Source organism: Sphingomonas sp. Leaf38 (assembly GCF_001421825.1).
Lineage (GTDB): Bacteria > Pseudomonadota > Alphaproteobacteria > Sphingomonadales > Sphingomonadaceae > Sphingomonas.
Genome location: NZ_LMLD01000009.1, coordinates 641938 through 668596, shown reverse-complemented (window position 1 = coordinate 668596; position 26659 = coordinate 641938). Strand labels below are relative to the sequence as shown.

Annotated in this window: 22 protein-coding genes; 12 read left to right on the top strand and 10 right to left on the bottom strand. The window is 63.2% G+C overall.

Annotated elements, in window-relative coordinates:
• The 5 genes from ASE88_RS05230 to ASE88_RS05205 all read right to left on the bottom strand — a co-directional run.
• A partial coding sequence (locus ASE88_RS05230; protein WP_082466238.1) for an HWE histidine kinase domain-containing protein occupies positions 1 to 1389 on the bottom strand: 1389 nt, incomplete at its 3' end.
• Positions 1390 to 1507: 118 nt separating this feature from the next.
• Positions 1508 to 1972: a response regulator gene (locus tag ASE88_RS18215; RefSeq protein ID WP_082466236.1), complete on the bottom strand. Its 465-nt coding sequence runs from the start codon at positions 1970 to 1972 to the stop codon at positions 1508 to 1510.
• Positions 1972 to 3072 (bottom strand): histidine kinase dimerization/phosphoacceptor domain -containing protein, encoded by a 1101-nt coding sequence (locus ASE88_RS05220; RefSeq protein ID WP_056476113.1) that lies wholly within the window; start codon positions 3070 to 3072, stop codon positions 1972 to 1974. The genes ASE88_RS18215 and ASE88_RS05220 overlap by 1 nt, the downstream gene beginning before the upstream one ends.
• Positions 3073 to 4027: 955 nt before the next feature.
• On the bottom strand, positions 4028 to 5389 hold the full coding sequence (locus ASE88_RS05210; protein ID WP_056476106.1) for a hypothetical protein: 1362 nt from the start codon (positions 5387 to 5389) through the stop codon (positions 4028 to 4030).
• 485 nt (positions 5390 to 5874) lie between these two features.
• Entirely contained in the window at positions 5875 to 7035 is a 1161-nt protein-coding gene (locus tag ASE88_RS05205) for an acetyl-CoA C-acetyltransferase (protein ID WP_056476103.1), read from the bottom strand.
• Positions 7036 to 7222: 187 nt separating this feature from the next.
• Between ASE88_RS05205 and ASE88_RS05200 the strand changes: the two genes are divergently transcribed.
• The 6 genes from ASE88_RS05200 to ASE88_RS05175 are packed head-to-tail and all read left to right on the top strand — an operon-like array spanning position 7223 to position 13081.
• Positions 7223 to 9736, top strand: coding sequence for a TonB-dependent receptor (locus tag ASE88_RS05200; RefSeq protein ID WP_200910152.1), 2514 nt, complete (start codon positions 7223 to 7225; stop codon positions 9734 to 9736).
• Positions 9736 to 10185: a MaoC family dehydratase gene (locus ASE88_RS05195; RefSeq protein WP_056476100.1), complete on the top strand. Its 450-nt coding sequence runs from the start codon at positions 9736 to 9738 to the stop codon at positions 10183 to 10185. Before ASE88_RS05200 ends, ASE88_RS05195 begins: the two co-directional genes overlap by 1 nt.
• Complete coding sequence (locus tag ASE88_RS05190; RefSeq protein WP_056476097.1) at positions 10182 to 10703, top strand: MaoC family dehydratase; 522 nt, start codon at positions 10182 to 10184, stop codon at positions 10701 to 10703. The genes ASE88_RS05195 and ASE88_RS05190 overlap by 4 nt, the downstream gene beginning before the upstream one ends.
• Before the next feature lie 5 nt (positions 10704 to 10708).
• Positions 10709 to 11119, top strand: coding sequence for a Zn-ribbon domain-containing OB-fold protein (locus ASE88_RS05185; RefSeq protein WP_235527847.1), 411 nt, complete (start codon positions 10709 to 10711; stop codon positions 11117 to 11119).
• Positions 11116 to 12309 carry a lipid-transfer protein gene (locus tag ASE88_RS05180; RefSeq protein WP_056476089.1) on the top strand — a complete coding sequence of 398 codons (1194 nt, stop codon included), beginning with the start codon at positions 11116 to 11118 and terminating at the stop codon, positions 12307 to 12309. Before ASE88_RS05185 ends, ASE88_RS05180 begins: the two co-directional genes overlap by 4 nt.
• A gap of 10 nt (positions 12310 to 12319) precedes the next feature.
• Positions 12320 to 13081 (top strand): SDR family NAD(P)-dependent oxidoreductase, encoded by a 762-nt coding sequence (locus ASE88_RS05175; protein WP_056476086.1) that lies wholly within the window; start codon positions 12320 to 12322, stop codon positions 13079 to 13081.
• A 16-nt stretch (positions 13082 to 13097) separates the two neighbouring features.
• On the opposite strand, the gene ASE88_RS05170 is transcribed toward ASE88_RS05175, so the two are convergent.
• Positions 13098 to 14057: an alpha/beta hydrolase gene (locus ASE88_RS05170; RefSeq protein WP_056476083.1), complete on the bottom strand. Its 960-nt coding sequence runs from the start codon at positions 14055 to 14057 to the stop codon at positions 13098 to 13100.
• Positions 14050 to 15666: a flavin-containing monooxygenase gene (locus tag ASE88_RS05165; RefSeq protein ID WP_056476080.1), complete on the bottom strand. Its 1617-nt coding sequence runs from the start codon at positions 15664 to 15666 to the stop codon at positions 14050 to 14052. The genes ASE88_RS05170 and ASE88_RS05165 overlap by 8 nt, the downstream gene beginning before the upstream one ends.
• A gap of 244 nt (positions 15667 to 15910) precedes the next feature.
• Between ASE88_RS05165 and ASE88_RS05160 the strand changes: the two genes are divergently transcribed.
• The 6 genes from ASE88_RS05160 (at position 15911) to ASE88_RS18790 (ending at position 21157) form a co-directional block, all read left to right on the top strand.
• Entirely contained in the window at positions 15911 to 17605 is a 1695-nt protein-coding gene (locus ASE88_RS05160) for a class I adenylate-forming enzyme family protein (RefSeq protein ID WP_200910151.1), read from the top strand.
• The gene (locus ASE88_RS05155; protein ID WP_056476077.1) at positions 17602 to 18375 is read left to right on the top strand and encodes an SDR family oxidoreductase; all 774 of its coding nucleotides are present in this window, start codon (positions 17602 to 17604) and stop codon (positions 18373 to 18375) included. The genes ASE88_RS05160 and ASE88_RS05155 overlap by 4 nt, the downstream gene beginning before the upstream one ends.
• Before the next feature lie 67 nt (positions 18376 to 18442).
• On the top strand, positions 18443 to 19096 hold the full coding sequence (locus ASE88_RS05150) for a TetR/AcrR family transcriptional regulator (RefSeq protein ID WP_200910150.1): 654 nt from the start codon (positions 18443 to 18445) through the stop codon (positions 19094 to 19096).
• 203 nt (positions 19097 to 19299) lie between these two features.
• Positions 19300 to 19992: a phytanoyl-CoA dioxygenase family protein gene (locus tag ASE88_RS05145; protein ID WP_056476476.1), complete on the top strand. Its 693-nt coding sequence runs from the start codon at positions 19300 to 19302 to the stop codon at positions 19990 to 19992.
• 8 nt (positions 19993 to 20000) lie between these two features.
• Positions 20001 to 20381 (top strand): low molecular weight protein tyrosine phosphatase family protein, encoded by a 381-nt coding sequence (locus ASE88_RS05140; RefSeq protein ID WP_056476071.1) that lies wholly within the window; start codon positions 20001 to 20003, stop codon positions 20379 to 20381.
• Between the two features lie 179 nt (positions 20382 to 20560).
• Complete coding sequence (locus ASE88_RS18790; RefSeq protein WP_156356925.1) at positions 20561 to 21157, top strand: hypothetical protein; 597 nt, start codon at positions 20561 to 20563, stop codon at positions 21155 to 21157.
• A gap of 104 nt (positions 21158 to 21261) precedes the next feature.
• Here the strand turns inward: ASE88_RS18790 and ASE88_RS05135 are convergent, their stop codons facing one another.
• From ASE88_RS05135 to ASE88_RS05125, 3 genes are read right to left on the bottom strand one after another with little or no spacing between them, the layout of a single operon-like run.
• Positions 21262 to 22152, bottom strand: coding sequence for an ATP-grasp fold amidoligase family protein (locus ASE88_RS05135; RefSeq protein WP_235527829.1), 891 nt, complete (start codon positions 22150 to 22152; stop codon positions 21262 to 21264).
• 18 nt (positions 22153 to 22170) lie between these two features.
• Positions 22171 to 25353: an efflux RND transporter permease subunit gene (locus tag ASE88_RS05130; RefSeq protein ID WP_056476068.1), complete on the bottom strand. Its 3183-nt coding sequence runs from the start codon at positions 25351 to 25353 to the stop codon at positions 22171 to 22173.
• Positions 25350 to 26615: a TolC family protein gene (locus tag ASE88_RS05125; RefSeq protein ID WP_082466233.1), complete on the bottom strand. Its 1266-nt coding sequence runs from the start codon at positions 26613 to 26615 to the stop codon at positions 25350 to 25352. Before ASE88_RS05125 ends, ASE88_RS05130 begins: the two co-directional genes overlap by 4 nt.
• Positions 26616 to 26659: the final 44 nt, after the last annotated feature.

The following is a 26659-nucleotide window of genomic DNA, read 5'->3' as shown; positions in this document are numbered from 1 at the left end:
ACCAAATCCAATACGCGTAGGCACGGCAACGACAGGACCATCCTGCTCTGCCCAGGAGAAGGTAAGTCGACGTTCCGTCGCATTGCCGTTCAGGTCCCAGCGTATGCTCACCTGACCCTCCGGTACCGAGAGCGCACCATATTTGATCGCATTCGTCGCCAGCTCGTGCAGCGCCATCGACAACGCAAGTGTCACTTCCGGGGTCAGCCGTATCGTCGGGCCGACAGCGGAAAACCGTCGACCGTTGCTGTCCATGAACGGCGCGAGCACCCGCTCGACGATCTCACCGATCGCCGCGCCTTCGATCTCGTCCTTGAGCAGCAGTTCGTGGGCAGACGCTAGGCTGGCGATGCGGCCCGATACCGCATCCCGAGCCTCAGCGAGGGACGCAGCATCGCGTAGCGTCTGACTGACAACGGCACTGACTGTCGCAAGCGTGTTTTTCACGCGGTGTGTCAGTTCATGGGCCAGAACCGAACGTTGCTCCTCGGCGAATTTGCGCGCTGAAACATTGCTCGAAAAGCCCGAAACCGCCAACGGAGTGCCATCCGCACGGCGCTGCAGCGAGCCTTGGGAATGGATCCAGCGTTGCTCGCCTTCAGGCGTCAATATGCGGTATTCGACGTTATACCGCGTGCCATGCTCGATAGCGCTGTTGAGCGAGTTCGTGAGGAGGTCTCTATCCTCTGGATGAACGCATGCCAACATACTTTCTATCGACAACTTTTCGCCGACAGGCCGGCCAAAGTTCGTCAGGCAACTTGGCGAGTAGCTGAGCCGCCATTCCGGCAGGTCGATGGTCCAAGTGCCCAGTCCGCCAGCATCGAGCGCAAGTGCCAGGCGGGCCTCTCGTTCGGCTAGCGCAACTTCGCGCTTCGCAAGCTCGGCACTCAGCGTGTCGCGGTCGCGTTCCAACTGCAACAGCCCGTGCCGCTCGAGTGTGACATCGAGCTGGGATGCCACGAAGTAGCGTAGGCTGCCGGTCGCGTCATGCACGGGCGCGACCATGAGGCGGTTCCAGAACGGCGTGCCGTCACGACGGTGATTCAGAAGGTCGATATCGATCGGCTTACGAAGAGCAATTGCGTCCTTCATGCGTCGGACGTCGGCCTGATCGGTCAACGGTCCCTGCATAAAACGGCAGTTCCGGCCAACGACCTCGACTGCCGAGAACCCCGTCAAAGCCTCGAACGCACGATTGACGTAAACCAGCGGGTTATCCGGTAGCGTTGGATCGCTGACGACCATCGGCGTAATGCAGTGATCGAACGCCGCAACGAAGGGGTCATGCTCGTTGAGGCGGGACGCAAAGGCGTCGACAGCCTCGCGTACGACACCTGAGGTATCGTGCGGTCGAATAGGCGAAGGTGGGAGTGGCTGACGGTCCAAAGCGGGAACGTCCTAGCGGTAAGACGTTGATGGATCAACGTAATCGAATTTATGTAGAACTTCTGTCATCTGTCGTCCCACTTCGTGAGGCCGTGGATTGTCGCTTATCACCCGGAAATCAGGGACTGGTCTGGGACCACTCTGCGGCAAACGCGGGCGCCGCAATGAAGCTCGCTGGCTGCGGGGATACGGGCGGTGGATCGCAGACACCCTCTTCGATGTAGCGCATTGCGGACATCAGACCATTCCGAGAGAAGGGCTTGGGTATGACGCCATGGCCACCAGCAAAGTCGGCTGGGATCTTAAGTGGGTTTGCAGTGACGAAGACGACTATTGCGTCCGCCCATCGCTTCCGGATCAGTGCACATACATCCAGGCCGCTGGTGCCTTTCGCAAGCTGTATGTCGACAAAAGCCAAGTCCGGATAGAGATCGCTTGCCAGGTCTTCAACTTCGTAGAGAGACGCGGCCTCGCCGACGACACGGTGACCGGCATCTTCGATCATCGCTTCAATATCCATCGCCAAAAGAGCTTCGTCCTCGACAATCAGCACATTCAACGGCGGTTGGGCACGTACATTCATTAATCGTCCACCGGGAATGAGAGAGATACACGAACACCGGGGGCGGCGTCAGACCACACGACGTCGGCTCTGACTTGCTTGGCGAGGCGGGAGATAAGCATTTTGCCAATGCCATCCGGCTGAACGTCATCGCTGGCAAGCCCATGCCCGTCATCGGTGATTTCGATCAGGGCATTATTGCCTTCTAGGGCGGTGCGGACGGAAATCGTACCGGCCCGCCCGCCGGCAAATGCATGCTTGATGGCGTTGGTCGCTATCTCGTTGAGGATCAACCCAAGCGATGCCGCCTTACTGGACGGCACCTCTATTTGCGAAATGTTCGAAACAAGCTTGATGTCGTCGCGTCGGCTGGCACCAACGACGTCGCCGATTAGATTTTCGGTAAACGCCCCGACATCGAACCGGGTGACGTCGTCCGACTGATAAAGACGGCGATGCACTGTCGCCAGCGCATCAACCCGTTCGAGCATAGTTTCAAGTTTTGATGAAACGGCCGGGTCTGATATGCTACGCGCCTGCAAACGCAGAAGCGAACCGATCATCGTAAGATTGTTCTTTACCCGGTGGTCGACTTCGTGAAGCAGCAGAGTTTTCGCATCTAACGCGGCCTCGAGGTCTGACGTGCGCGCCTCGACTTCCTGTTCGACCAATAACTTTTGCTTTGAAATTATAGTCTGCGCTTTGACGCGGTCAGTAACATCAAGCTGGGAGGCGAAGAAGAATACAACCTTGCCGGCGTCATTGCGCACAGGACTCAGATACAACGCGTTCCAGAACGCAGATCCATCCTTCCGATAGTTTAGAAGGTCCACGGCAATGTCGGTTTGGGCGTCGATTGCCCGACGCACTTTAGCCACCTGCTCTCGGTCGGTGTGGGGCCCCTGCAGGAAGCGGCAGTTACGGCCAATGATTTCACTTCGGTCATAACCCGACAGCGTTTGAAAGGCTTCGTTACAGAAGACGATCGGGTTATCGGTCTGCGCGGGGTCCGTAATGACCATAGGCATTCGGGTCGCCCGAACAGCCGCGGCAAAAGGGTCAGCTCGTCCGTGCTCGTAATCGAGCGCTTCCGTCAGATGCCAATCGTCCCGCTGTTTCATCACGCCTCCGTGGAGCGTGCCGACCAGCCGAACTCCGTGCCGGGACTAAATCGTTTTGATCGTTTTCCGTTCCGCTGAGAGATCGAGTTCGTCTCACTCAGGCATGACCATTGGGCGGCATGGCTTGCGCGTAGAAAGCCTCTTTGAGTCCGAAAATCGGCGACCGGTCTGCAGGCTGGAAGCTGAACGAATGGCAGACATGGGGAAAGCGGAAATGGCTCGTGAGTGTCCGCTTGTGGGTCGTTATCCCAACTGCTGCCGGTGACGTCCGCTTCAGCCCAGCTCTGCAGAAATGTCGGGTATGAAAGCAGCCTCGGGCGTCGACATATATCGCCTCACCCCTCTGGTGTTGAGCCGCTAAGGCGGAGGAGTCATCGTCTAAAGTGCTATGATCGACTCGCGCTCCCTGACGATTTCTCTCGGGCGATAGGCATGTGGTCCCGAACCGCGTCACGCACAACCTTCGTGATGTCTGCCTGTGCTTCCTCGTGACTGGCGTAGATTGCATCTGTGGTCGCCATCGGGGTCTTTGCGTCATTCGGAAAGTATGCTTCCGCGAACACTTTGCGTGTGGCCGGATCGACCTTCGTCTCGATCCTAAAATTCAGTTCCATCCTTAGCTCCTTCAAAGCGGGTCAGCCCGGAGCGGTTGTAGCAATGGGCGCGACCTTCCACCATGCGCAAGGTAAGCGACGGGCCATCTCAAGCGAATGAAAGGCGAGAGGGCATCAACGGTCGGGATGCATAAACAAGCGTCGGTTATCGGGAAGCGCCTAAGCGGCCCTGAGTGACCTCATCTGGATCTCCAGTTCCTCAAGAAACTGGCGGCAGCTCTCCATCACAACTCGTCATTCCTGCAGCCGAGGCGCGTGCTCAAAAGCAGCCGCTGACCTGAGACGTGGCTCGGACTTAGGTCGGCTGGCTTTTGGTCAGGAAGGCGCAGCGTATCAGAGCGTCAAAGGCCACAGGCCTTCTGGACATAGGCCTGGAGCACGGCCACGCTGGCATCGACCAGCTTCTCGCCGACCTTGGTGGTGGCCTTCGCCAAGAACGTCCTAAGTTTGGCACCTGCGCTCAGTTTGGCACTCGGTGATGTACCGGCATCCTCCATCTCATAGAGCGCGGAGCGCAGCTCGTTGGTCCGGGTGCCGCCGAGCGCTTCGATTAACTCGAGTATCTGCATCGGCTGCACACCGAGATTGGTCGTGCCGGAGACTTCTTGAGCGACGATGCCATGCACCTGCTCGATGATCTGTGGGCGGATGTTGATTGTCACGTTCCTGTCAGCCGCGGCCGCAAACGGTAGCACGCCCATCCCGAGCACGGGCGCGAAGGACCGTTGATCGGGAAGAACGTGATCGATAAGTCGAAGGATCTGGCCGAAATCGCCGCTCGGGACCTTCTCGACCAGCTCGTTTTCCATTCGATGTCGGATCCTAAGGATCTTCTGTTCGCGCTCCTGACGCATGTCGACCGAGAGCCGGCGGGCTTGCTTTGAGTAGCGCGTAACGATCTCCCCCACGCCACGTTGGTCGCTGCCCATTTCGACTAGCATCTTCTCGGCGCCATCTGGATCAGTGACGCAAAGGTCCATCAGCTGCGTGAATTTGCCAAATTGCTCAGAGACCTGTTCGGCTACCACCTCATGTGCGCCGTAGAACTCGTAGATCGTCCCGGACGCAGTGCTGTGCGTTGTTTGTGTTACGCTAATCCCGGCAGCGTTGTTAAGGTAATCTTTGAATAGGTGGAGTATGGCGCTCGTTTCAGTCGCCCAAATCTTTTGGGATGGCACGTAAAAACGGAACAACATGTTCTTCTGATGTTGATCAATAAATTCGCCGGCGAGGATGCTCAACTCGACATTGCGCCGGTAGAAAACGACGTTGAGTTCAAACTGCTCGATCATATTCCGGATGATTTCGGAATGAGCTGGATCAAGGGGTTCAAAATAGTCGGACGAGCCGAACCATTGATCCTCATCGTCGCCCGCAGGTGGGGGAGGTGGGTCCGTCTCGTTAAAGCTGTCATGAATGAAGATGGTATGCGGTAATACGGAGATACGACCGAACAGCTCGTCAACGAGATGGTCCCGATCTTTGACATGCGCGATAGAGCGCATCACCCGAGCTGACAGCTTCACGAGCACGCCAAGCAGGGGTTCCTGCGCGATCTCGATAATCTTGAGCCAGTTGGCGCGCGACGATTCGAGTTTCTTCTTCACATAGGGGATCTTCGCGACAGCGAGCCGGCTCTTGGCCGAATCCGCGTCACTTTCGCCGATGAATAGGAAACGCTGTTCGTGCACGTCATCGCTCATATCAGATGGGGTCCTTTGTCGTACTCGGCCTCGCTATACAGGCCAACGGTGGCATCGGCCATCGCGGGCCGGCAAGCAGATCGGTCTAGGTCTGAATGTCCGCTTGGAAGTGAGCTTCCGTTCGGCATGTCACGCGCGTCCACGGCTCTCTCCCACATTCCTCCGTTCTGCATTTGGATTGAGGGGAACGCACGGCTCTGCTTTTGAAAAATGAATGAACGGCAGAACCTAGGAAGTAGGAAGAGCAGCTTGAACGTCCGGATATGGGTCTTAGTGCGATCCGAAAGACCGTTCGAAAAGCGGAATTCGAACTCAAGAGTTTCAAAACTCACGCTGACTAAACGTGAGCAAGCGCGTTATTGACCATTCCAAAGTACAAGTGAAGCGTCTATTCATCTTGGCGATATATAGTGGAAGGTCGTTGTGTTACGCTATTAGATTGTTCGATGTCGTTGTGTGGTGGTCGCGTAATGCCATCACAAGCGTCAAACAATCTCGAATATCGTTGCGTTCGCTATTCCGCCCCCCTCGCACATTGTTTGGAGTCCGTAGCGCGCGCCGCGCGCGCGTAACGCGTGAATGAGGGTTGCCGTCAACTTCGTTCCGCTCGCGCCCAACGGGTGGCCGAGCGCGATCGCGCCGCCGTTGACGTTGAGGCGCGAGGGATCGGCGCCGGTCGCCTTCAGCCAAGCCAGCGGGATGGCTGCGAACGCCTCGTTCACCTCGTAAAGGTCGATATCGGCCATTGCCAGTCCGGCCCGGGCCAGCGCCTTGGCCGTGGCCGGAATGGGCTCCTCGAGCATGATCACGGGATCGCCGGCGGTGACGGTGAGTGTGTGGACGCGCGCGATCGGCGTGAGGTGGAAGCGTTTCAGCGCAGCCTCGCTGACGATCAGGACGCCGCTGGCGCCGTCGGTCATCTGGCTCGCATTCGCCGCGGTGATCGTGCCGCCCTCGACCAGCGGCTTGACCGCTCCGATCGCCTCGATCGACGTGTCGAAACGGACGCCCTCGTCCTGCGTCACCGGGCCTGCCGGCGTGTCGACGGGAACGATTTCGTTAGCGAATGCGCCGCGTTCGATCGCAGCCGCAGCGCGGCGATGACTGTCGAGCGCGAAGGCGTCCATGTCTGCGCGGGTAAGTCCGTATTTGTCGGCGACCATCTGCGCGCCGGTGAACTGGCTGAATTCCGCGACATCGTACCGGTTGCGGATCGCCTCGCTCCACGGACCGCTGCCGAGCCCGGCATCGGCGTGGAGGCGGAAGTTCGATCCCATCGGGACTCGCGTCATGCTTTCGACGCCGGCCGCGATCACCACGTCCTGCGTACCCGACATCACCGCCTGCGCGGCGAAATGCAGCGCCTGTTGCGACGAACCGCATTGCCGGTCGATCGTCACCGCGGGGACGCTGTCGGGTAGGCGCGATGCCAGCACGAGATTGCGCCCGAGCGCGAACGCCTGTTCTCCGGCCTGGCTGACACAGCCCACGATGACGTCTTCGATCGCACTCGGATCGATTCCCGTTCTATCCACGAGAGCGTTGAGAACGATGGCGCCAAGGTCGGCGGGATGGACGCCAGCGAGGCTACCTTTGCGACGCCCACCCGGTGTGCGCAACGCGTCGACGACAAAAGCATCCGCCATTGAATTCATCCTAATCCATGCGCCGCAAGGACTCTTGCGGTCGTTACGATCCCCTGCATCGCACGATGACCGGACCTGCGCAATTCGTCAACGCATGCATTGACAACCTTCAAGGCCTGCGTCAGTTTTACCGTAGCGACCGCCCCAGCGAGGGTGGCGTGGCGAGGATGCAAACAGGAGGCTGACGATGCGCGGCACGATGAAGCGGACCCCGATGAGCAGGGCGATGCTGGCGGGTGGGATCTCGGGACTGGCGCTGCTCGCGCTGCCTGCGGCGGCACAGACGGCGCCGGATACGCCCGCGGGGCCGGAAGCGGCGGCTGCGCAGACCGAAGCGCGGACCGAACCAGCTTCGACCGGTGATATCGTCGTTACCGCCAGACGGCGCAGCGAGACGCTGAACACCGTTCCCGTGGTCGTCTCGGTCATCGGCCAGGCGCAGATCGCCAACAACAACGCGACCGACCTCAGCAAGATCGGCGAACTGACGCCGACCGTCATCATCGGCGCGTACAAGTCGAACGGTGGTGGATCGATCGCGATCCGTGGAATTAGCTCGCCCGCCAACCAGGCCGGGTTCGAGCAGGCGGTGTCGGTCGCGATCGACGGCGTGCAGACCAGCGACGGCCGCATCGCACAGCTCGGCATCTTCGACGTCCAACAGGTCGAAGTGCTGAAGGGGCCGCAGGCGTTGCTGTTCGGCAAGAACAACACGGCCGGCGTTATCTCGATCGCGACCGCCGATCCGACGGACCGGTTGGAGATCAGCGGGCGCACGGCGTATGAATTCGTCGGCGACGAGAGCACGACGGACGTCGCGATCTCCGGGCCGCTTTCCGAGACGTTCGGGGCGCGTCTAGCAGTGCGCTATCGCAATCTCGACGGCTGGCTGCGCAATACCGCACAGCCGATCGCGAACCCCTTCTACCGCGCCGCTACCGGCGCCCCGGCGGGGGCGGCACAATTGCCAGGCACCACGGATACGCGGCCGGGCGACAAGGAAATCCTGGCGCGCCTGACGCTGAAAGGCGAGCCTTCGGACAATTTCACGTTCCGGGCCAAATCCTTCTTTGCGCGCAACAAGGATGCCGGCCCCGGCACCGCAACGCAGAATATCGGCCCCTGTACGGGCGCGACGCCGCGCATGTACGGTATCGCCGATCCGGCGGCCGACTGCGTGGTCGACAACCGGACGACGATCGGAAACTTGCCCGCCGCGATCTCCACGACGATGCGTGGAGGCAGTGCGGATGGTTCGCCCTACGGCAAACTCACCGTGCTGACGCAAGCGATCGATCTGGGCTGGAAGCTAGGGGCCGTGTCGATCGATACCACGACCGGGTACAACTACACGAAATACCGGTTCTTCTCCGGGCTGGACCAGACGAGCTATTCTCAGCTGGCGTTTTTCAACGAACAGCGTGCCGAGCAATTCTCGCAGGAGCTTCGCGTCACCAGCGACCTGCAAGGCCCCTTCAATTTCATGGCCGGCGGATTTTACCAGACGTCGCGATTGCACGACAACAACGACACCAAGCTGAACGACGGCAACTACAACGCCGCCGCCAACCGCTTCTCGACGTACGAGGATTTCAGCCTCCAGACCGGGAATACGCTGTCGGGGTTCGCGCAGGTTCTGGTTAAGCCGATCCAGACGATCGAGATCGCCGGCGGCGCGCGCTACACGCGGGAGCGCAAGCGGTTCAGCAAGCAGAACCTGTATGGCATCGGCACGTTCAACACGCTGAACACCGTCTATCCAGGATCGAGCCGGGTCGGCTATCTGGAGGGGAAGTTCGAGGACAGCAACGTTTCGCCCGAAGCGACTGTCACATGGCGGCCCGACAGCAGCAAGACGCTATTTATCGCCTACAAGACCGGGTTCAAATCGGGTGGGTTCGGCCTGACCAGTCCGCTCCAGACGGGGACGCGGATCGGCGATACCGACTTCGATTCCGAAAAGGCGCGCGGGTTCGAGGCTGGCGCGAAGGGGCTGTTCCTCAACGGGCGACTGCGCGTCAACGTCGCGGCATTCGCGTACAAGTTCACCGATCTGCAGGTGAACACCTACGACCCCGCCCGCGTCGCCTACACGATTAACAATGCCGGCGAAGTGCGTCAGCGCGGCGGTGAGGCGGAGGTGAACTACTCGCCGTTCCAGGCGCTCACGCTGCACGGTGCGATCGCCTACACGCACAACCGGTTCCGCAATTTCGTCGGGCAATGCTATGGCTACGCCTTCCCGACGGGTACGGTACGCGCGACCGCCACGGCCCCGGCGAACTGTTCGTTCGTCAACGCGACCGCGCTGACCCTGCAGCAGGATTTCAATGGCCGCGCCCCCGCCCGGTCGCCCGATTGGGCCGGAAACGGCGGTGCGGAAGTCACGATTCCGCTCGGCGCCTACAAGCTGGCCGTGACGGGCGACGCTTTCTACAGCGGCAGCTACTTCGCGGCCGAAACGATGGCTCCGTCGACGCTGCAGCGCTCGCTCTGGCGCTTCAACGCGAGCGCGCGCGTCGCCGAGATCGACGATCGCTGGTCGGTGTCTGTGATCGGCCGCAACCTGACCAACAAATATTATTTGCTCTACGCAGCGGACCGCACCGGGGGCGCGAGCGTTCCGGGAGCGATCAGCGAACAGCGTGGTGTCATCGCGCGCGGACGTGAAGTCGCGTTGCAGCTTTCGGGGAAATTCTGATGGATGTGAAGGATCTGCTGGTCACGCGCGACACCCCGGTCGGGTACGAACTGCAACCGCTCAAGAAGAAGGCGGCGATCCAGCTGATGGGATCGCGGCTATGGGGACGGTTCAATCCGAACCACTGGGACCCGGTCTATGCCGGCGCAACCGGGCTGAAGGCACCGATCCAGACCGGTGAAATGTCGTCCGCCTATATCGCGGAGATGTGCGTCAACCACTTCGGCGCAGCGATGTTCACCGGTGCGCGCGTCGTGTGCAAATACATCGCCTCGACGCTCGCGAACGAGGTCATCACGACGCACGGCGTGGTCCGCGAAAAGATCGCCAAGGGCGATGGCTTCCGGTTCGTCGTCGATGTCTGGGCGGACAACGAGGAGGGTGAGAAGAAGACGGTCGGCTTCGTCGAAGTCGATGTCGATGTCGACGTGAAGGGAGATCGCGCATGAGCACCGACCAGTTGCGGCCGATGTCCCCGGTCCAGATCGCGCAAACGCGGGACTTTATCGACGGGCTCGAGGCTGGTGCAGCGACCTATTGGGACATGGTCGAGGTCGGCGACGAACTGTCGCGTGAACTGACTATCAGCCCCGAACTCGTGATCCTGTATGCGGACGGCGTGGAGGATTTCAATCCGTGGTACGAAGGCTGGCGGATGAACAGCTGGACGATACCCGGCGAATCTCCGTTCGGCGGTGCGATCGTGCCGCCGTTGCTGGTCTCGCATTTCGTGCTGTCGGTGCAGTTCGATCATACCAGGCCGTTTGCGATCGGATCGATCCACACCAATCACGATTCCGAGATCGTGGCGCCGATCCCGGTCGGCGCGACGGTACGGATCACGACGCGCGCCACCGACAAATACGTGAAGCGGGAGCGGCGGTATGTCCGGCATTCGGTGACGGTCGAGGACGTCGCGAACGGCACTCTGTATTTTCGCGAGACGCGGGATATCCTGTCGCTGTGAGCGCGATGGTGGCAGACGGGCTGTTCGAGCTTCACGGCGACGAACCGCGGTTGATCTGTACGCGGTGTGCTGCGTGCGGCACGGTGTATTTCCCGCAGGCGCCGAGTTGTCGAAACCCCGACTGCCGGAAAAAGACCGTCGAGCGCGCGGTCCTGCCGACCCGCGGCGTCCTCGTGAGCTACACCGTGCAGCGTTACCAGCCGCCGGCGCTGTTCCGGATCGACGACTGGCAGCCCTACGCGATCGGGCTGGTCGACCTCGGCGACGGGCTGGAGGTGATGGGCATGCTTTCGGGATTTGCGCTCGACGGGATCGCGATCGGAACGCGTGTGCGGCTGCTCGCCGAGTCGCTATATGCAGATGCCGAACGGGGCCCCGTGCTGACCTACAAGTTCGCGCGGGAGATCGACGCATGACCCAGTCCGTCTACGTGCTGGGTGCCGGCGCGCATCCGTGGGGCAAATGGCCGGACAAGCCGCAATTGCAGCTGGCGCTGGAGGCGATCGATCTCGCGCTGGCCGATGCGGGGCTAGGTTGGCCCGACGTGCAGGGTCTCGTCGCGGCGAGTTCGCGGTTCGAGGGCGGCATGGGCTGGGGGCTGCATGCGAACGAGATCGTCCAGGCGGTGGCCGAACAGGGCATCCCGTGTGTAAACGTCGGCGGCGCCTGCGCGGCTGGGGCGATCGCTTTCCACACCGCGCACGCGATGATCGCCAGCGGCGAGCATGAAGTCGTGTGCGTGATCGGTGCCGAGCGGATGCCGAAGGGTTTCATCCCGCGCCCGCCCGGCAGCCAGGACGATATCACCGACAGCGATTACCTGCGCTGGGTGGCGATGGGCGCGACCAATCCTGCCTATTGGGCGATCGAGGCGCGGCGGCGGATGCATGAGCTCGGCACCAGCGAAGAGACTCTTGCGCGTGCCGCGGTGCTGATGCGGCGGAATGCTGCGGGGAATCGCTTAGCCCGGTTCCGCAAGGAAACGACAGTCGACGAAGTGCTCGCATCTCCCATGGTCGCCGATCCGCTTCATCTGCTCCAAATATGCCCGGTCAGCGATGGTGCTGCGGCCATCATCCTTGGCAGCGAGTCGTGGATGAAGCGGACCGGACGCCTTGCCGTAGAGGTCGCGGGCTGCGCGATCGCAACGGGCAGTTTCGGCGATCCCGGCCGTCGCATTCCAACGATCGCCTCGACCGTGCGTGCGGGCGTCACGCATACCAGCGAAGTCGGCAACGCGGTCGCGCGGGCCTGCGCGATGGCGGGGATCGGGCCCGAAGACGTCGACGTGCTCGAGATGGCCGACAACACCGCATGGCATATCCTCGCCTGGCCAGAGCAATTCGGGTTCTACGAGGCGGGTAAGGGCGACTGGATGCTCGAGAACGGTGAACTCGACATCGGCGGGACATTGCCGATCAACCCGAGTGGTGGGTTCCTGTCGTTCGGCGAGGCGACCACTGCGCAGGCCGTGCTGCAAATCTGCGAACTGACATGGCAGTTGCGAGGCCAAGCAGAAGGGCATCAGGTTCCCGATGCGCGCATCGGCATGTCCGCGGTGCTGGGGCTCGGCGCGAACGGCGGCTCGGTCATCCTGAAGGCGTGAGGACAAGGCTATGCAAATGACGGATATCGCCGCGATCGTGACCGGCGGCGCGTCGGGACTCGGCGAGGCGACGGCGGCGATTCTGGCAGCAGCGGGCGCCAGCGTGACAATCTTCGATCTGAACGCCGATATCGGTGAGGCGACCGCCACGAGGATCGGCGGACGGTTCGCGCGCGTCGACGTTACCGACGATCAGGGCGTGGCGGATGCGCTGGCCGAGGCGGAACAAGCGAACGGCGTTGCGCGCGTTCTGGTCAATTGCGCAGGGATTGCGCCGGCGGTGAAGACGGTCGGCAAGGACGGGACGCCGCATCCGCTCGACATATTCCGCAAGGCAGTCGAGATCAATCTCGTCGGCAGCTTCAACATGATCTCGAAATTCGCTGCGCGTCTGGCGGCGGCCGAACCGATCGGCGAGGAGCGCGGGGTGATCGTTAATACCGCGTCGGTCGCGGCGTATGACGGCCAGGTCGGGCAGGTGGCCTATGCTGCATCGAAGGGTGGCATCGTCGGGCTGACATTGCCCGTGGCGCGCGACCTGGCGCAGCACCGGATCCGCGTGATGACGATCGCACCGGGCATCTTCCTGACGCCGATGCTGATGGGATTGCCGCAAGCCGCGCAGGATTCGCTCGGGACTCAGGTGCCGCATCCGTCGCGGCTCGGGCGTCCGGAGGAATATGCGCAGCTGGTGGTGTCGATCATCGCCAATCCGATGCTCAACGGCGACGTTATCCGCCTCGACGGTGCGATCCGGATGGCCCCACGCTGATCTAGGAGGCGCTGATCTAGGGGGCGCTGATTAAGGGACCGACGATCTGGGGGGCGCTGATTTGGGACGCGGCGATCCGTGCCGCAACAAACGCGATCGCCTCGTTGGCAACGGGTGTCAGTTGCGGCAGACCGGCGAAACCGTGGATCATACCCGGATGCCGACGCAGCGCGACGTCGACCTCGGCGTCACCCAATCGCCGGGCGAGCGCTTCGCCCTCGTCGTGTAGCGGGTCGAACTGTGCGGTGACGATCGTCGTCGCCGGCAGCCGCTGCAAATCGGCGCGCGTAAGATTGAATGACGGATCCGCCCCGCCGTCGCCGCGATACGCGTCCCACGCCCATTCGAGGAACGAGGCGGTCAGCATATAGCCTTGCGCGAACTGCATCGCCGAAGCGCTGTCGCTCGCAGGATCGAGCAGCGGGTAGATCAGGCCGATATGGTCGAGCGGGACGCCCTCGTCACGACAGCGCAGCGCAAGGCCGAGCGCGATATGGCCGCCCGCACTGTCGCCAGCAACGGCGATGCGATCGGAATAGAGGTCGAGCAGCCGAGCCTTTCCTCGAAGCCATTCGAGTGCTGCCTGCGCGTCGTCGAGTGCAGCGGGGAAGGGGTGTTCGGGGGCCAGCCGATAGTCGACCGCGACGACCGTCCGGCCGCTCGCATTGGCGAGTGTCCGGCACATCGCATCGTGCGTGTCGAGGTTGCCAAGGATGAAGCCGCCGCCGTGGCAGAACAGGATTGCTGCGGTTCGGTCGAGCGCCGGGCGATAGACCCGCACCGGGATCGGTCCGCCCGGTCCGGGCACGACGTGATCGGCCACCGATGCCACTTCGGACTTCGGAGCGCGCGCCTGGAACGCGTTCGCGGCCCGGCGTAGATCGGTGAGGGACACATGCGGCGGTGGCCGGCGCAACGCCATCCGCGGGTCGGCGAGCAGCGCGTCGAATGCCGGATCGGGGGCGTCGTCAGGCATCGGCGTGCTGGCCGACCGTGCGCAGCGTCAGCCCCTCATACCCCTTGGCCGCGGTCTTCTCCAGGATGCGGCGATACCCGCGGACACCCCCGGAATACGGCATGAAGACGCGCGGCTTGCCCGGAATTTCGGCGCCCAGATAATAGGACGGCGTCTTCGGGTAGAGGGTTTCCTGCGCCCGCTTGTTCACATGCGCGACCCAGTCGCGTTCGGCCGCCTCTGTCGCCTCGATCTGGTTTATCCCGGCACGGCGGCAATGGTCGAACAACGCGGCCAACCAGTCGACCTGCTCCTCGGTCGACAGCAATACGTTGCTCAGCAATGACGGGCTGCCCGGTCCGACGATCACGAACATGTTGGGGAAGCCGTGCACGCCGATCCCGAGAAAGCTGACTGGCCCCGCCGACCATTTCTCGCGCAGCGTGCACCCGCCGCGACCGACAATCTGCGGTTTCAGCAGCGATCCGGTAAATGCGTCGAACCCGGTTGCGTAGATGACGAGGTCGAACGGATATTCGGCATCGGTCGTCCGAATACCGTGCTCGGTAAAGCGCTCGATCGGGGTTTCGCTGATGTCGACCAGCGAAACGTTCGGCCGGTTGAACGCCGTGAAATACCCGCTGTCGACCGAGGGGCGGCGCGTTCCGAACGGGAAGTCGCCGGGCGTGAGCTTGGCGCGCAGGTCTGGATCATCGACCTGTTCCGCAATCTTGCCGCGGATGAACGCCGACGCGGTATCATTCGATTGCTGGTCGAGCAGGATGTCCTTGAACGTCAGCGCGAAGCCGAAGCCCAGCCGGTTCCACGCGGTCTCGAACGCGGCGTTACGCTCCGCTTCCGGCACGTCGATCGCCGCGCGGTTGTCGGGCACGAAGCCGAGACCGCTCGGCGAATTGCGCGCCGCCTCGCGTCGTGCGGGATAGTCCGCCTTCACCGCCCGGTCCTCAGCATCGGTGACCGGTGCATTGGCGGCGGGGATCGAGTAATTCGCGGTGCGCTGGAAGACAGTGAGGTGCGCGGCGTCGCTGGCGATCACCGGCGTCATCTGCACGCCCGACGATCCGGTGCCGATGATCGCGACGCGCTTGCCGGCGAAATCGACCTTGTCCTTCGGCCAGCGCGCGCTGGAAATGACGCGTCCGGTGAAATCGTCCTGACCCGGATACCGGGTATCTTTGGGCGTCGACAATTGTCCCACGGCGAGGATCAGCTTTTCAGCATTCCAGCGTCGCCCGTCGCTCGCCTCGACGATCCAGCGCGCGGTTGCTTCGTCGAACGTCGCGCGTTCCATGCGCGTGCGGAGTTCGATATCGCGGCGCAGGTCGAAGCGATCGGCGACGTGGTTGATGTATCGCAGGATTTCGGGCTGCGTCGCGTAGCGTTCGCTCCAGCGCCATTCCTGTTCGAGTTCGGGCGAAAAGCGGTAGGAGTAATCATAGCTTTCGACGTCGCAGCGCGCCCCGGGATATTGATTGAACTGCCAGACCCCGCCGATGTCGTCGCCCGCTTCGAGGACGGCGACCGAGAACCCCTGCGAGCGCAGCGTATGCAACGTGCGCAATCCGCCGAACCCGGCACCGACCACCAATGCGTCAACTAACGTCGTCATGGACCTCTCCTGTGCGCCGGTAATCCCTCATTTCTCCATTCTCGTCAACGGTTTCGTGGAATATTATAGCCACATGGTTCCATCGCGTTCGCCCGTGCACCTGATCGATTTTCCACGACTACATTGACGATTGCGTTTGCGCGGGATTAGATTGCGATCGTCGGCTCGGGTCGACCAAGGATTGACCTCCGGCCGGTATGGCTTCGCGCCGTACCCGGACCGGCAATGGCGAGGTGTGCAGGAGATGATGGGTTCGGTCGCCGATCGGCAGCAGGCGTTGCGGGCCGCGATGCCCGTCTGGGAGCCTCGGACGCTGCACGCGGTGCTCGACGATGCGGTTCGCGCGATGCCGGATCGCCCGTTCGTGATCACCGACGACCAAAGCTGGACCTATGCCGAGATGGCCGCTTGGTCGAAGCGGCTCGCGGCCGGGCTGGTCGCGCTCGGCGTTACGCCCGGCGAGAAGGTCGCGCTGGTACTCGCCAATTATCCTGAATTCGTCGCGATCAGATATGCGGTGTCGCGGATCGGCGCGGTGTGCGTGCCGATCAACATCCTCAATCGCCGCGACGAACTCTGCTATCTGCTCGATCAATCGGATTCGGTGCTGCTGATCACGATGGATCGGTTTCGCGGCGTCGATTATCTCGACATACTCGACCAGATCGCGCCGGGGTGGGAGGACGCGGGGGGCGGCGATGGCTTGCCGAACCTACGCCATGTCGTGGTGCTGCCGACCGGGGAGGCGGCCGACCTTCGCGCTGTACGAACGCTTTCCTTGCTCGAAGCCGACGACGCCTGGGCGGAGATCACGGTCGATCCGCTCGCCATTTGCGACATCATCTACACCTCTGGCACGACCGGACCGCCAAAGGGCGTGTTGCTGACGCACGATATGCTGATGCGTACGGCGTATGGCAGCGCCTATGCGCGTGCGTTCGAGGATGGTCGCCGCATCCTGTTCTCGCTGCCGATGTATCATGTGTTTGGCTATGTCGAAGGACTGCTCGCCGTGCCGTTCGTCGGTGGCGCGATCGTGCCGCAGTTGCGCTTCGACGCCGCGGCGACGCTGCAGGCGATCGCCCGGCATCATGCCAGCGATGCCTTGTTGATCCCGGCAATGTCGCTCGCGGTGCTCGATGCGGCGGGGGCAGGGACGTACGACCTGTCGCGATGGCATTCGGTGCTGGCATCGGGCGGACGCGCACCCGAACGCGTCTGGCAGGGGATCCGCGAGGTGCTGGGGGTGGACGAGATCACCACCGGCTACGGCATGACCGAGACGACCGCATCGACCACGGTCACGCGTCCCGACGATCCGGTCGAGCGGTTGCTGACGACGAACGGCCGCCAGCGCGATGTCGGCGTCGCCGGCGATCCGCAGGACGGCGGGCGGCTCGTCACCTACCGCGTCGTCGATCCCGGCACGGGTACGTTCCTGGACAATGGCGAGACCGGCGAACTCGTCGCCAAGGGCTACGGCGTGACGCCCGGCTATTACAACAATTCCAAGGCGACGGCGGCGGCCTTCGATGCCGAGGGCTGGTTGCGCACCGGCGATCTCGGCCGGATCGACGACGACGGCTACATCACGCTGCTGGGCCGTACCAAAGAGTCCTACCGCTGCGGCGGCGAACAGGTGCTGCCGACCGAGATCGAGGATCTGCTGACGACGCATGCCGACGTTGCGCAGGCGCATGTCGTACCGATCCCCGACGAACGGATGGGCGAAGTGGGCGTGGCGTTCGTCGTCGCGCGGCCGGGCGCGACGCTCGACCGATCCGAGTTGCAGCGCCTGATCGCCGACCGTCTCGCGCGCTACAAGGTACCGCGACACATCCTGCTCGTCGCTGCGGCAGCCATACCGACCACTGCGTCCGGCCGGGCGCGCAAATTCCTGCTGACCGAACAGGCCATGCATATCCTGGAGCTGCCATGACGACGATCTTCACTGCCCCCGACCGTAAGATCGCGATCGTCACCGGCGGCGCGCGGGGCATCGGCGCGGCGATCGCCACGCGGCTTGCGGCAGATGGCCACGACGTTGCGGTGTTCGATCTGGACGCCGACGCCTGCGCCGAGACGGTCGGCCGGATCGAGGCGACCGGACACCGCGCGCTGGCGGTCGCCGTCGACGTATCGAACGAGGATGCGGTCGTCGCTGGAGTTGCGCGCGTCGTCGAGAAACTCGGTGCGCCCACAATCCTCGTCAACAATGCCGGCATCCTCCGCGATCGGACGCTGGCGAAGATGACGCTGGACGATTGGGAGGTCGTGATGGCGGTAAACCTCCGCTCGGTCTTCTTGATGTGCCGCGCGGTGCAGCCGCATATGCGCGCCGCGCGCTGGGGCCGGATCGTCAATCTGTCGAGCATCGCCGCGCTTGGCGTGATCGGCGAGGCGAACTATGCGGCCGCAAAGGCCGGGGTTCAGGGCATCACGCGGACATTGGCGATCGAACTCGGCCGTCACGGCATCACCGCCAACGCGGTCGCCCCCGGTTTCGTCGTTACCGACATGACGCGTGCGGTTGCCGCACGCATGAACATGCCGTTCGAGGATATGGTAACCGAGATGATGACCGGGATCCATGTCGGGCGCCCCGGCGTGCCCGACGACATCGCGCAGGCGGTCGCGTTCTTCGTCGACGAACGGTCCGGCTTCGTGACGGGGCAGGTGCTCTACGTCGCCGGCGCGCCAAGGGGGTGACGCCGCCCGCCCTCGCCAAGCGCGACGCGAGCCCTTAGTCCGGCATCTCGTATCGAAGGGCATCAGAGTGGCAAAGCAACCATCGTTGATCGGCAAGCGACGGTCCGCCGCGGGTAAGGAGCCGCGCGAGTCCTATCAAAACCGCCGCCAGGAAATCTCCGAGGCGGCGATCCGCGTCTTCCACCGGCTCGGCTACAGCGCCGCGAGCGTCAGCGCGGTCGCGGCCGAACTCGGCGTCGATCGCGCAACGCTGTATTATTATTTCTCGTCCAAGGAGCAGATGTTCGACGAGATCGTCCGCACGGTCTTGGAAAGCAACGACGAACTGGCGCGCCGCATCGCCGACAGTCCGATCAGTCCGGCGCGCAAGCTGCGCGAGCTGATCACCGCGTTGATGAACTCCTACGGCTTCAATTATCCGCTTCTGTATATTTATATCCGCGAGGACCTGACGCATGTCAGCGACACCCGATCGAGCTGGTCCGAACACATGCGGCAGCTCAATCGCAACATCGAGCAGTCGGTGATCGACATCGTCGAGCAGGGCTATGCCGACAAGAGCTTTCGCCGGGTCGGGGTGCCGCGGATCGTCGCGTACGGGATCCTCGGCATGCTCAACTGGTCGCACCGCTGGTACAAGCCGGATCGTGGCGCATCCGCGGACGAGATCGGCAAGGTGTTTGCCGAGATGATCCTGAGCGGGCTCGAATCGCCCTATTGACTGCGCCACGCCAGGCGGAGTCGTGAAAATCGTAGGTCTATGGTGAGATTAACATACTCAACGTGCGTTGTTTGAAAGAACGAATGGACGAATGACCGAGCTTGGCAAGCGATATACGTGTGGCGAATGTCCGGGTTTGGGTCACCGCTGTCGTAGTCGTCGAGAGGTCGACCACGACAGAGGGCTCGGCTACCTTTATCAACATGCTTGCGAGATCTGATCAAACCGCCGATCTCAACCTCGACCAGGACGGGGCCGAACTCTTCGCCCAGGCGCTGGATGAAGCCGCGCTTAGCCGCCTTGAGGCCGCCTTGGCTGCGCTTCCAACGAATGTTCCGGGCGTTCGCATCGGGGAGGGGCGCAAGCTTAAGCCGTTTCTAGAAGTCGCTGGATCAATCGGTGGGATAGCAGCCACCGCGCTCGGGCCCGATGCTCGTCCGGTTCGTGCGATCCTGGTCGACAAGACGTCCGAGCGTAACTGGGCGCTCGGCTGGCATCAGGACCGCACGATCGTGGTAAGGGAGCGGGTTGGCGCAGATGGATTTGGACCGTGGACGTTGAAGTCCGGGCTGATCCAAGTCGAACCGCCGTTTGATATCCTCGAGCGCATGGTGACCTTGCGCGTGCACCTGGATCAAGTGGATGCGAACAACGCTCCGTTGCGCATCGTGCCTGGCTCGCGCCGGCTCGGTCGCTTGAGTGAAGCCGAAGTGCAGCGCTTGGTGACGACCTCGGGCGAGCGGCTCTGTCTAGCCGAACGCGGCGACGTTTGGCTATACGCTACCCCTATCGTACACGGCTCGCTGGCCGCTAATCCCCCGCGACGCCGTCGCGTGATTCAAGTCGATTATTCGGCTGATGCCGCGCCATATCCACTCGCTTGGCACGGCATATAGGTGGTAGATTGAGCGCGCGCGTCCGAACGGTCCTGTTCGTTTGTAGCCAGAACAAGCTGCGAAGCCCTACCGCCGAGCAGGTGTTCTCGCGTCGGGAAGATCTCGAGGTAGACTCCGCCGGGACCAACCATGATGCCGAGAACCCGCTCACGGCTGAACTCGTCAGCTGGGCCGACCTGATCTTCGTTATGGAGAAGGCGCAACGGCGCAAGCTTCAGCGTCGTTTCCGGGCGGCTCTGACAGGCACGCGTGTGATTTGCCTGGAAGTGCCGGACAATTTTGCATTTATGCAGCCGGAGCTGGTCCGGCTGCTCGAGACGAAGGTGAGCAGGCACCTACCAGCACGCGCCAGGACAACCGAGAAGCGGTCACAATCGGAACATGAATGAGCGGCGGTTTTCGGGAAGCGAGTAGGCCGGTCTGAATGTCGTCTATTGGGTCGGCCTTCCCCTCCGATTCCTCCACGTTCGTCGGCGCAGTGAAGAATTTAGTTTTAGCCGAGCTGACCCTCCCATATAGAAGTCCACTCGTTGATGCCGAGGTGGCTCGGTTTGAGGATCGTAGAACAATGCGTGCAGGAACGTTTGTTCGCTGGCTGGATGTTGGGGCAACCTCTTCCTTCATCGCGCTGGGTCTTGGAATAATCGCGGTCGCGCCGACCGAGGCCGCTGTACAGTTAGTCGAGCCGTCTCCAGCGGCAATGCTGAGGCTTGATGCATTTGCGCAGTGCTTGGCAAAAACATATCCGGTTGAAATGCACAAGTTCCTGGCGGCGCCGCAATCGACCGAGACGGCGCGTGCGTTCCGCACCTTCATAGCAGCACGTCGGGCCTGTCCTTACACAGCTCCTGGCCCTGACAACTTCGTCTATTACACCGGTGCCGCTGCGCGCTTTTACCTACGACAGGCCCGTTTTCAACTTATGGGTCGAAACATTGCACGTTCTGTCAATTCGACGGGGTATATCTGTATCATGCAAAAGGCACCAAGGATGGTTGACCGCATTCTTGCTTCGACCCCGGGGACCGCTAGCTACGAGCAAGCTTTCCACGATGTCCAGCCGATCGTCGATCTGTGCATTGCCGATCCCCAAGCGCGCCCGACGCGATATCTAGCGGGCGCGGGGCTTTCAGTCTTTACCTATCGCTTCGCTGGCCTTCGATAATCTGAGGCGTAAGCCGGACCTGAACGAATGTCCGTTTGTGGGCGCCGCAATTTTGCGCTCGGATGTCCGCTCATGGGTCGCTTAGCTAGCTCGGCTAACAGATATTAGTTGACGCTAATTCGGTTCCAATGACTACCGAGCAATTCGTCCAATCGAGGCGGGTCGAACGGATCCAGGCCTGAGCCGGGATAAAATGTCATTTCGCCAAATCGGGGTATGACGCCTGTGTCGTAGAAGTCGACACGGACGAATTCGAACCCGCGTCCTAAAGCCTCTGCCCCCTCGATCATGAGCGGCAAACTGATCGGCGGCCGGACATCAAGACGATCGGCACTGGTCGACATGCCGCGCCAATCCCGATCGAAGATCACCCATCGGTGGCATGTCTCACGATCGACGTGGACCTGGATCGCCTCGACCCGGCCGTGGAACACGTAAAGCTTGTAATCGATCGGCAGCGCCGGTCCCTCGCCGACGAAGGGTTCGATCAGCACGCCGCGCGGCACGTCACGATAGCCCCATTCGTCGAGCCAAAGGCCGTAGGGCCGCCGCATCCATGCCGCTGCCGCCGAGCGGACGGCGTTCCAGTCGTCCGACGTATCCCGGACGATGCGGCACTGGTTGCAGCCGTGACGCGATTTCACGACGAACGGGGCGGGAAAGGGGAGCTGGCCAGGCAGTATCTCGCCCGACCAGAGGGTGGGGGTCACCCAATCCGCGCCAAGCACGTTGGCGACGAATGGCTTTACGCCCACCTTGTCGATCATCAGCGGGATGCGAGGATCGCGGTCGATCAATTTGCGCCGCTGGACGAACTCGGTGAACCGTCGCGGTCGGTCGATCGACAATCGCCGCCGGTGCCGCCACGAATAGGTCAGGTGCACGCGGATCCACGCGGCCAGCGCTGGCGCCGGGCCTGCTTTCTCGCCGAAGCTGGCTAGCGGAGACGTCCGCGGCCATGTCACCAACAGCGGTGTGGTGGTGCTGGGGATCACGTCCGTCTGCATGGGTGATCAGGAGGCCGGGTCTGCGCGTTCGGCCAGCATGTCGGGCGCGCGCTCCCGGACCAGCCAACGATACAGGCTCGGCAGCAGCAGCAGCGTCAGCAGCGTCGACGTGACGATCCCGCCGATCACCACGGTCGCCAGCGGGCGCTGTACCTCGGCGCCAGCACCGCTCGCGATCGCCATCGGGACGAAGCCGATCGACGCCACCAACGCGGTGGACAGCACCGGGCGGAGGCGATCGCGGGCGCCTTCGCGGACCGCGTCGTCGACGGTGCGCGGGTCGCCGTCACGGCCGTCGCGGAGTGAATTGATGTGGTCGACCAGCACCAGCCCGTTGAGCATCGCGATCCCCGACAGCGCGATGAAGCCGATCGCCGCGGTAATTGAGAACGGCATGCCGCGCAGCCACAGCGCAAGCACGCCGCCGGTCACCGCGAACGGGATGCCGGTATAGACGATCGCCGCCTCTTTCACGCTGCCAAGCGCGGCGTAGACCAGCAGGAAGATAAGTACGAGCGCGGCGGGGACGACGATCGACAGGCGCTTCTGTGCGGCCTCTAGCTGGTGGAACTGGCCGCCGAACTCGATCCGGTAGCCCGGCGGGAGCTTGGCCTGGCCGTCGACCGCAGCGCGCGCTTTGGCGACATAGCCGGCGAGGTCGCTGGTGTTGAGCGTGACCATCAGCGCGGCGCGACGCTTGCCGCCGTCGTGGAGGATCGGCTCGACCTTCGGCGTCACGCGCAGCCGGGCGACGCGCGACAGCGGCACCATCCCATACTCGCCGACGCGCAACGGCAGCGCGAGGATCGCGGCGGGATCGGCACGGAAGCTTTCGGGCATGCGGACGACGATCATGTGGCGCGCCTCGCCTTCCGGGATGAAGCCAACCTCGGCGCCGGCGATCGCATCGGTGATCGCCGTGTTCACCTCGGCCGTGCCCAGCCCGAGCCGCAGCATCGCCGCGTGATCGAGTTCGACGACGACGCTCTTGGGGCGACCGGCGGTTTCGAACTCGACATGTTCGGTGCCGGGTTGCTTGTCGAGGATCGCCTTGGCTTGCTTGGCGGCGCGTTCGAGCACGTCGTAATCCTCGCCGAAGATCTTCACCGACACGTCAGCGCGCACGCCTTCGAGCATCTCGTTGAAGCGCATCTCGATCGGCTGCGCGAATTCGAAGCTCTGGCCCTCGTAGACCTGCCGCCCGACTTTCTCGATCCCAGCCACGAGTTCGTCCTTGGTCTTCGGCTTGCCGTCGCCGGTCGGCCAGTCCTTCTCGGGCGCGTAGAAGATATAGAGGTCGTTCTCGTTGGGCGGCATCGGATCGGTCGCGACCTCGCTGGTGCCGATCCGCGAGAAGGTGTGACTGACCTGCGGGAATTGCCGGCGGATCTGGCGTTCGGTTTCCTGTTCGATCGCGAGGCTGCGTTCGAGCGACATGCCGACCGGGCGATAGACCATCGCGGTGATCGAGCCCTCGTCGAGCTGCGGCGTGAACTGCGACCCTAGTGTCTTGAAGACCCCGAACGTGACCGCGAGCATGACCAGCGCGCCAAGTACCAACAGCTTCGGATGTGCCAGCGCGCGCTCAAGCGTCGGCGCGTAGCCGCGTTCGGCGAGCCCGATCAGGCCCTTGTGGCGGCTGTCGTCCTTTTCGCTGGCCGGCGCGCGCAGCAGCCAGGCGGACAGCGCGGGGACGACCGTGAACGTCCAGACCAGCCCGGCGAAGATCGCGAGCATGACTGCCTGCGCCATTGGCTGGAACAGCTTGCCCTCGACCCCGCCGAGGCTGAGGACGGGGACATAGACGAGCGCGATGATCGCGATGCCGAACATCGTCGGGCGCGCCACCATCCGTGCTGCGTCCGTTACCGTTTTGCGGCGTTCGTCAGGCGTGAGGTCTTCACCCTTGGCGCGACGGCGCTCGGCGAGCAGCCTCAGGCTGTTCTCGACCACCACGATCGCGCCGTCGACGATTAGCCCGAAATCGAGCGCGCCGAGACTCATCAGGTTTCCCGACACGCCGATCGCGTGCATCCCCGAGACGGTGACGAGGAAGGCTAGGGGGATGACGATCGTCACGATCAGCGCCGCGCGCCAATTGCCCATCACCAGCAGTAGCACGAGCGCGACGAGCAGCGCGCCTTCGCCGAGATTGTGCGCGACCGTCGAGATCGTCCGGTCGACCAGGTCGGCGCGGCTATATTGCTGGTGGACAACCATGCCCTTGGGCAGCGCCGACTGGATATCGGGCAGGGCGTCTGCCACGCGGAGCGCGACCTCGCGACTGTTCTGCCCGACCAGTATCATCACGGTGCCGAGCACGGTCTCGCGGCCGTTCTGCGTCGCGGCGCCCTGGCGCGGCGCCGATCCGATCACGACGTCGGCGAGATCGCGGACCTGGAGCGGCAGGATTCCGCCCGCGAACTTCACCGGGATCGCGCCGATATCGGTCGCGCTCGTCACACGGCCGTTGGTGAGCACGGTGAAGCGCTCGGCGCCGCGTGCGATAATGCCGCCGCCCGCATTCTCGACGTTCTTGCCGACCGCCTGCGCGAGTTCGGCCGCGGTCACGCCGTGCATCGTCAGCCGCCGCGGATCGGGCTCGACGACGAACTGCTGTTCCAGACCGCCATTGGTGTTGACGTCGGCGACGCCGGCGACCGCGCGCAGCATCGAGCGCACGGTATATTCCTGCGCCTCGTAGAGCTCCATCAACTGGCGCTGCGCGTCCATGCTCGCGGGCGGCCGCTTCCATTCGAGCGTGTAGTAATAGATCTCGCCGAGACCAGTGGTGATCGGCGCGAGCTGTGGCGAGGCGCCCGGCGGCAACTGGTCGCGGACCGCGTTCAGCCGCTCGGTGACGAGCTGGCGTGCGCGCATCTGGTCGGTGCCGTCCTTGTAGAGCAGCGTCACCTGGCTGAGCCCGGTCTTGGTCAGGGAGCGCGTCTCCTCGAGCCCCGGCTGGCCCGCCATCGCGCGTTCGATCGGTAGCGTCGCGAGCCGCTCGATCTCCTCGGGCGCGAGGGCTGGGACCATCGTGTTGACCTGCACTTGCACCCCGGTGATGTCGGGGATCGCGTCGATCTGGAGATTGGCGAACGACCACAGGCCGACCGCCGCGATCAGCGCGGTCACCACCGCGATCGCCAGACGGCGTCGCGTGACGAAATCTAGGAGCCCGGCAATCATCGAGCGAGCGCGTTGCCGCCGTTGAGCGCGCGCAACTGAAGCAGCGCCTCGAGTGCCTCGCGCCGCGTATCGAGCACCGCGTTGGTCGCCTCGATATAGGATTGCTGCATCTGCATGTAGATCGCCAGCGGAATCGCGCCGAGCTGGAAGTTGCGATTGGCCTCTTCGGCGGCATCGGCAAAGCTGCGCGGCGTGTTGCCGTCCCATTTGCCGAGCGGGGAACGCTTCGCCTCATATTGCGCGGCCTGATCGAACACGTCGCGCGCGATGCGGCGTTCGGCATTGACCAGCGTCGCGTTGGCCTGCGCTTGCCGACCCTGCTCGACCGCAACTTCGCCCGCCTGTCGGTTCCACAGCGGGATCGTAGTCGACAGGCGGACGCCATAATTAGTCTCGCGGATGTCCGAACGCGCGCGGTCGTAATAGGGGCCGATCCCGACGGTCGGGAGGCGTGCCTTCCGCGCGAGATCGACGCGCAGGCCCTGCTGCTCGAACTGTGCGCGCAGCGCCTTCAGTTCGAAATTGTTCGCGGTCGCGTTGGCGGCCAGCGTCGTACCCGATGGAAGATCGGGGAGCGACATGTCGGGGCGGACGATCCGCAGCCGCGCGGCGAACGGCGCGCCGCGCAATTGGTTGAGTTCGTACAGCGCCGAATTCGCCTCGGCATCGGCCATCGCCGCGGTCCGCTCCGCACTGATCGCGCCCGCTTGCAGAGACGCGGCTTCGAGGCGCGGGGCGGGGCCGGATGGATCACGCGAGACGATCACGCGCGCCAGCGCCCGCATCCGGTTCGCAACCTCGCGCGCGACGCCCGCCTTCTCGTCGGCGGCGAACAAGGCATAGCCGAGCGTCCGCGCGCGGGCCGCCAGCGTGGCGTCCAACTGCTGGAGACCCATCTTGGCGAGATCGACCTGCCGCTCGGCAATGGCCCGGCGCAGCGCTATGCGGCCGCCGAACTCGATCGGCTGGACGACCGAGACGGCATAGGTCAGCCCGTCGCCAAGCGGCATCCCGGTGGTGCGATCATCGGCGCGGCGCTGGCCGAATTCAACGACCGTCTCGGGATCGGCCCAGCGCCCGGCGGCCGATCGCTCGACGCCCGCCGTCTCGATCTGGCGTTGATAGAATTGCCGCTCGGGATTGTTGGCGACGACGTCCTGCGCCAGCCGGTCGAGTGAGATCGCCGTGCCAGTCGGGGCCTGCGCATACGCGGCGGTCGGCATGACGGCGCCAGCCATAAGGGCCAAGGCAACAATCCGCATTACGTGCTTCTCCAAGGACATACCCTTGGAAAAATCGGTAGCTG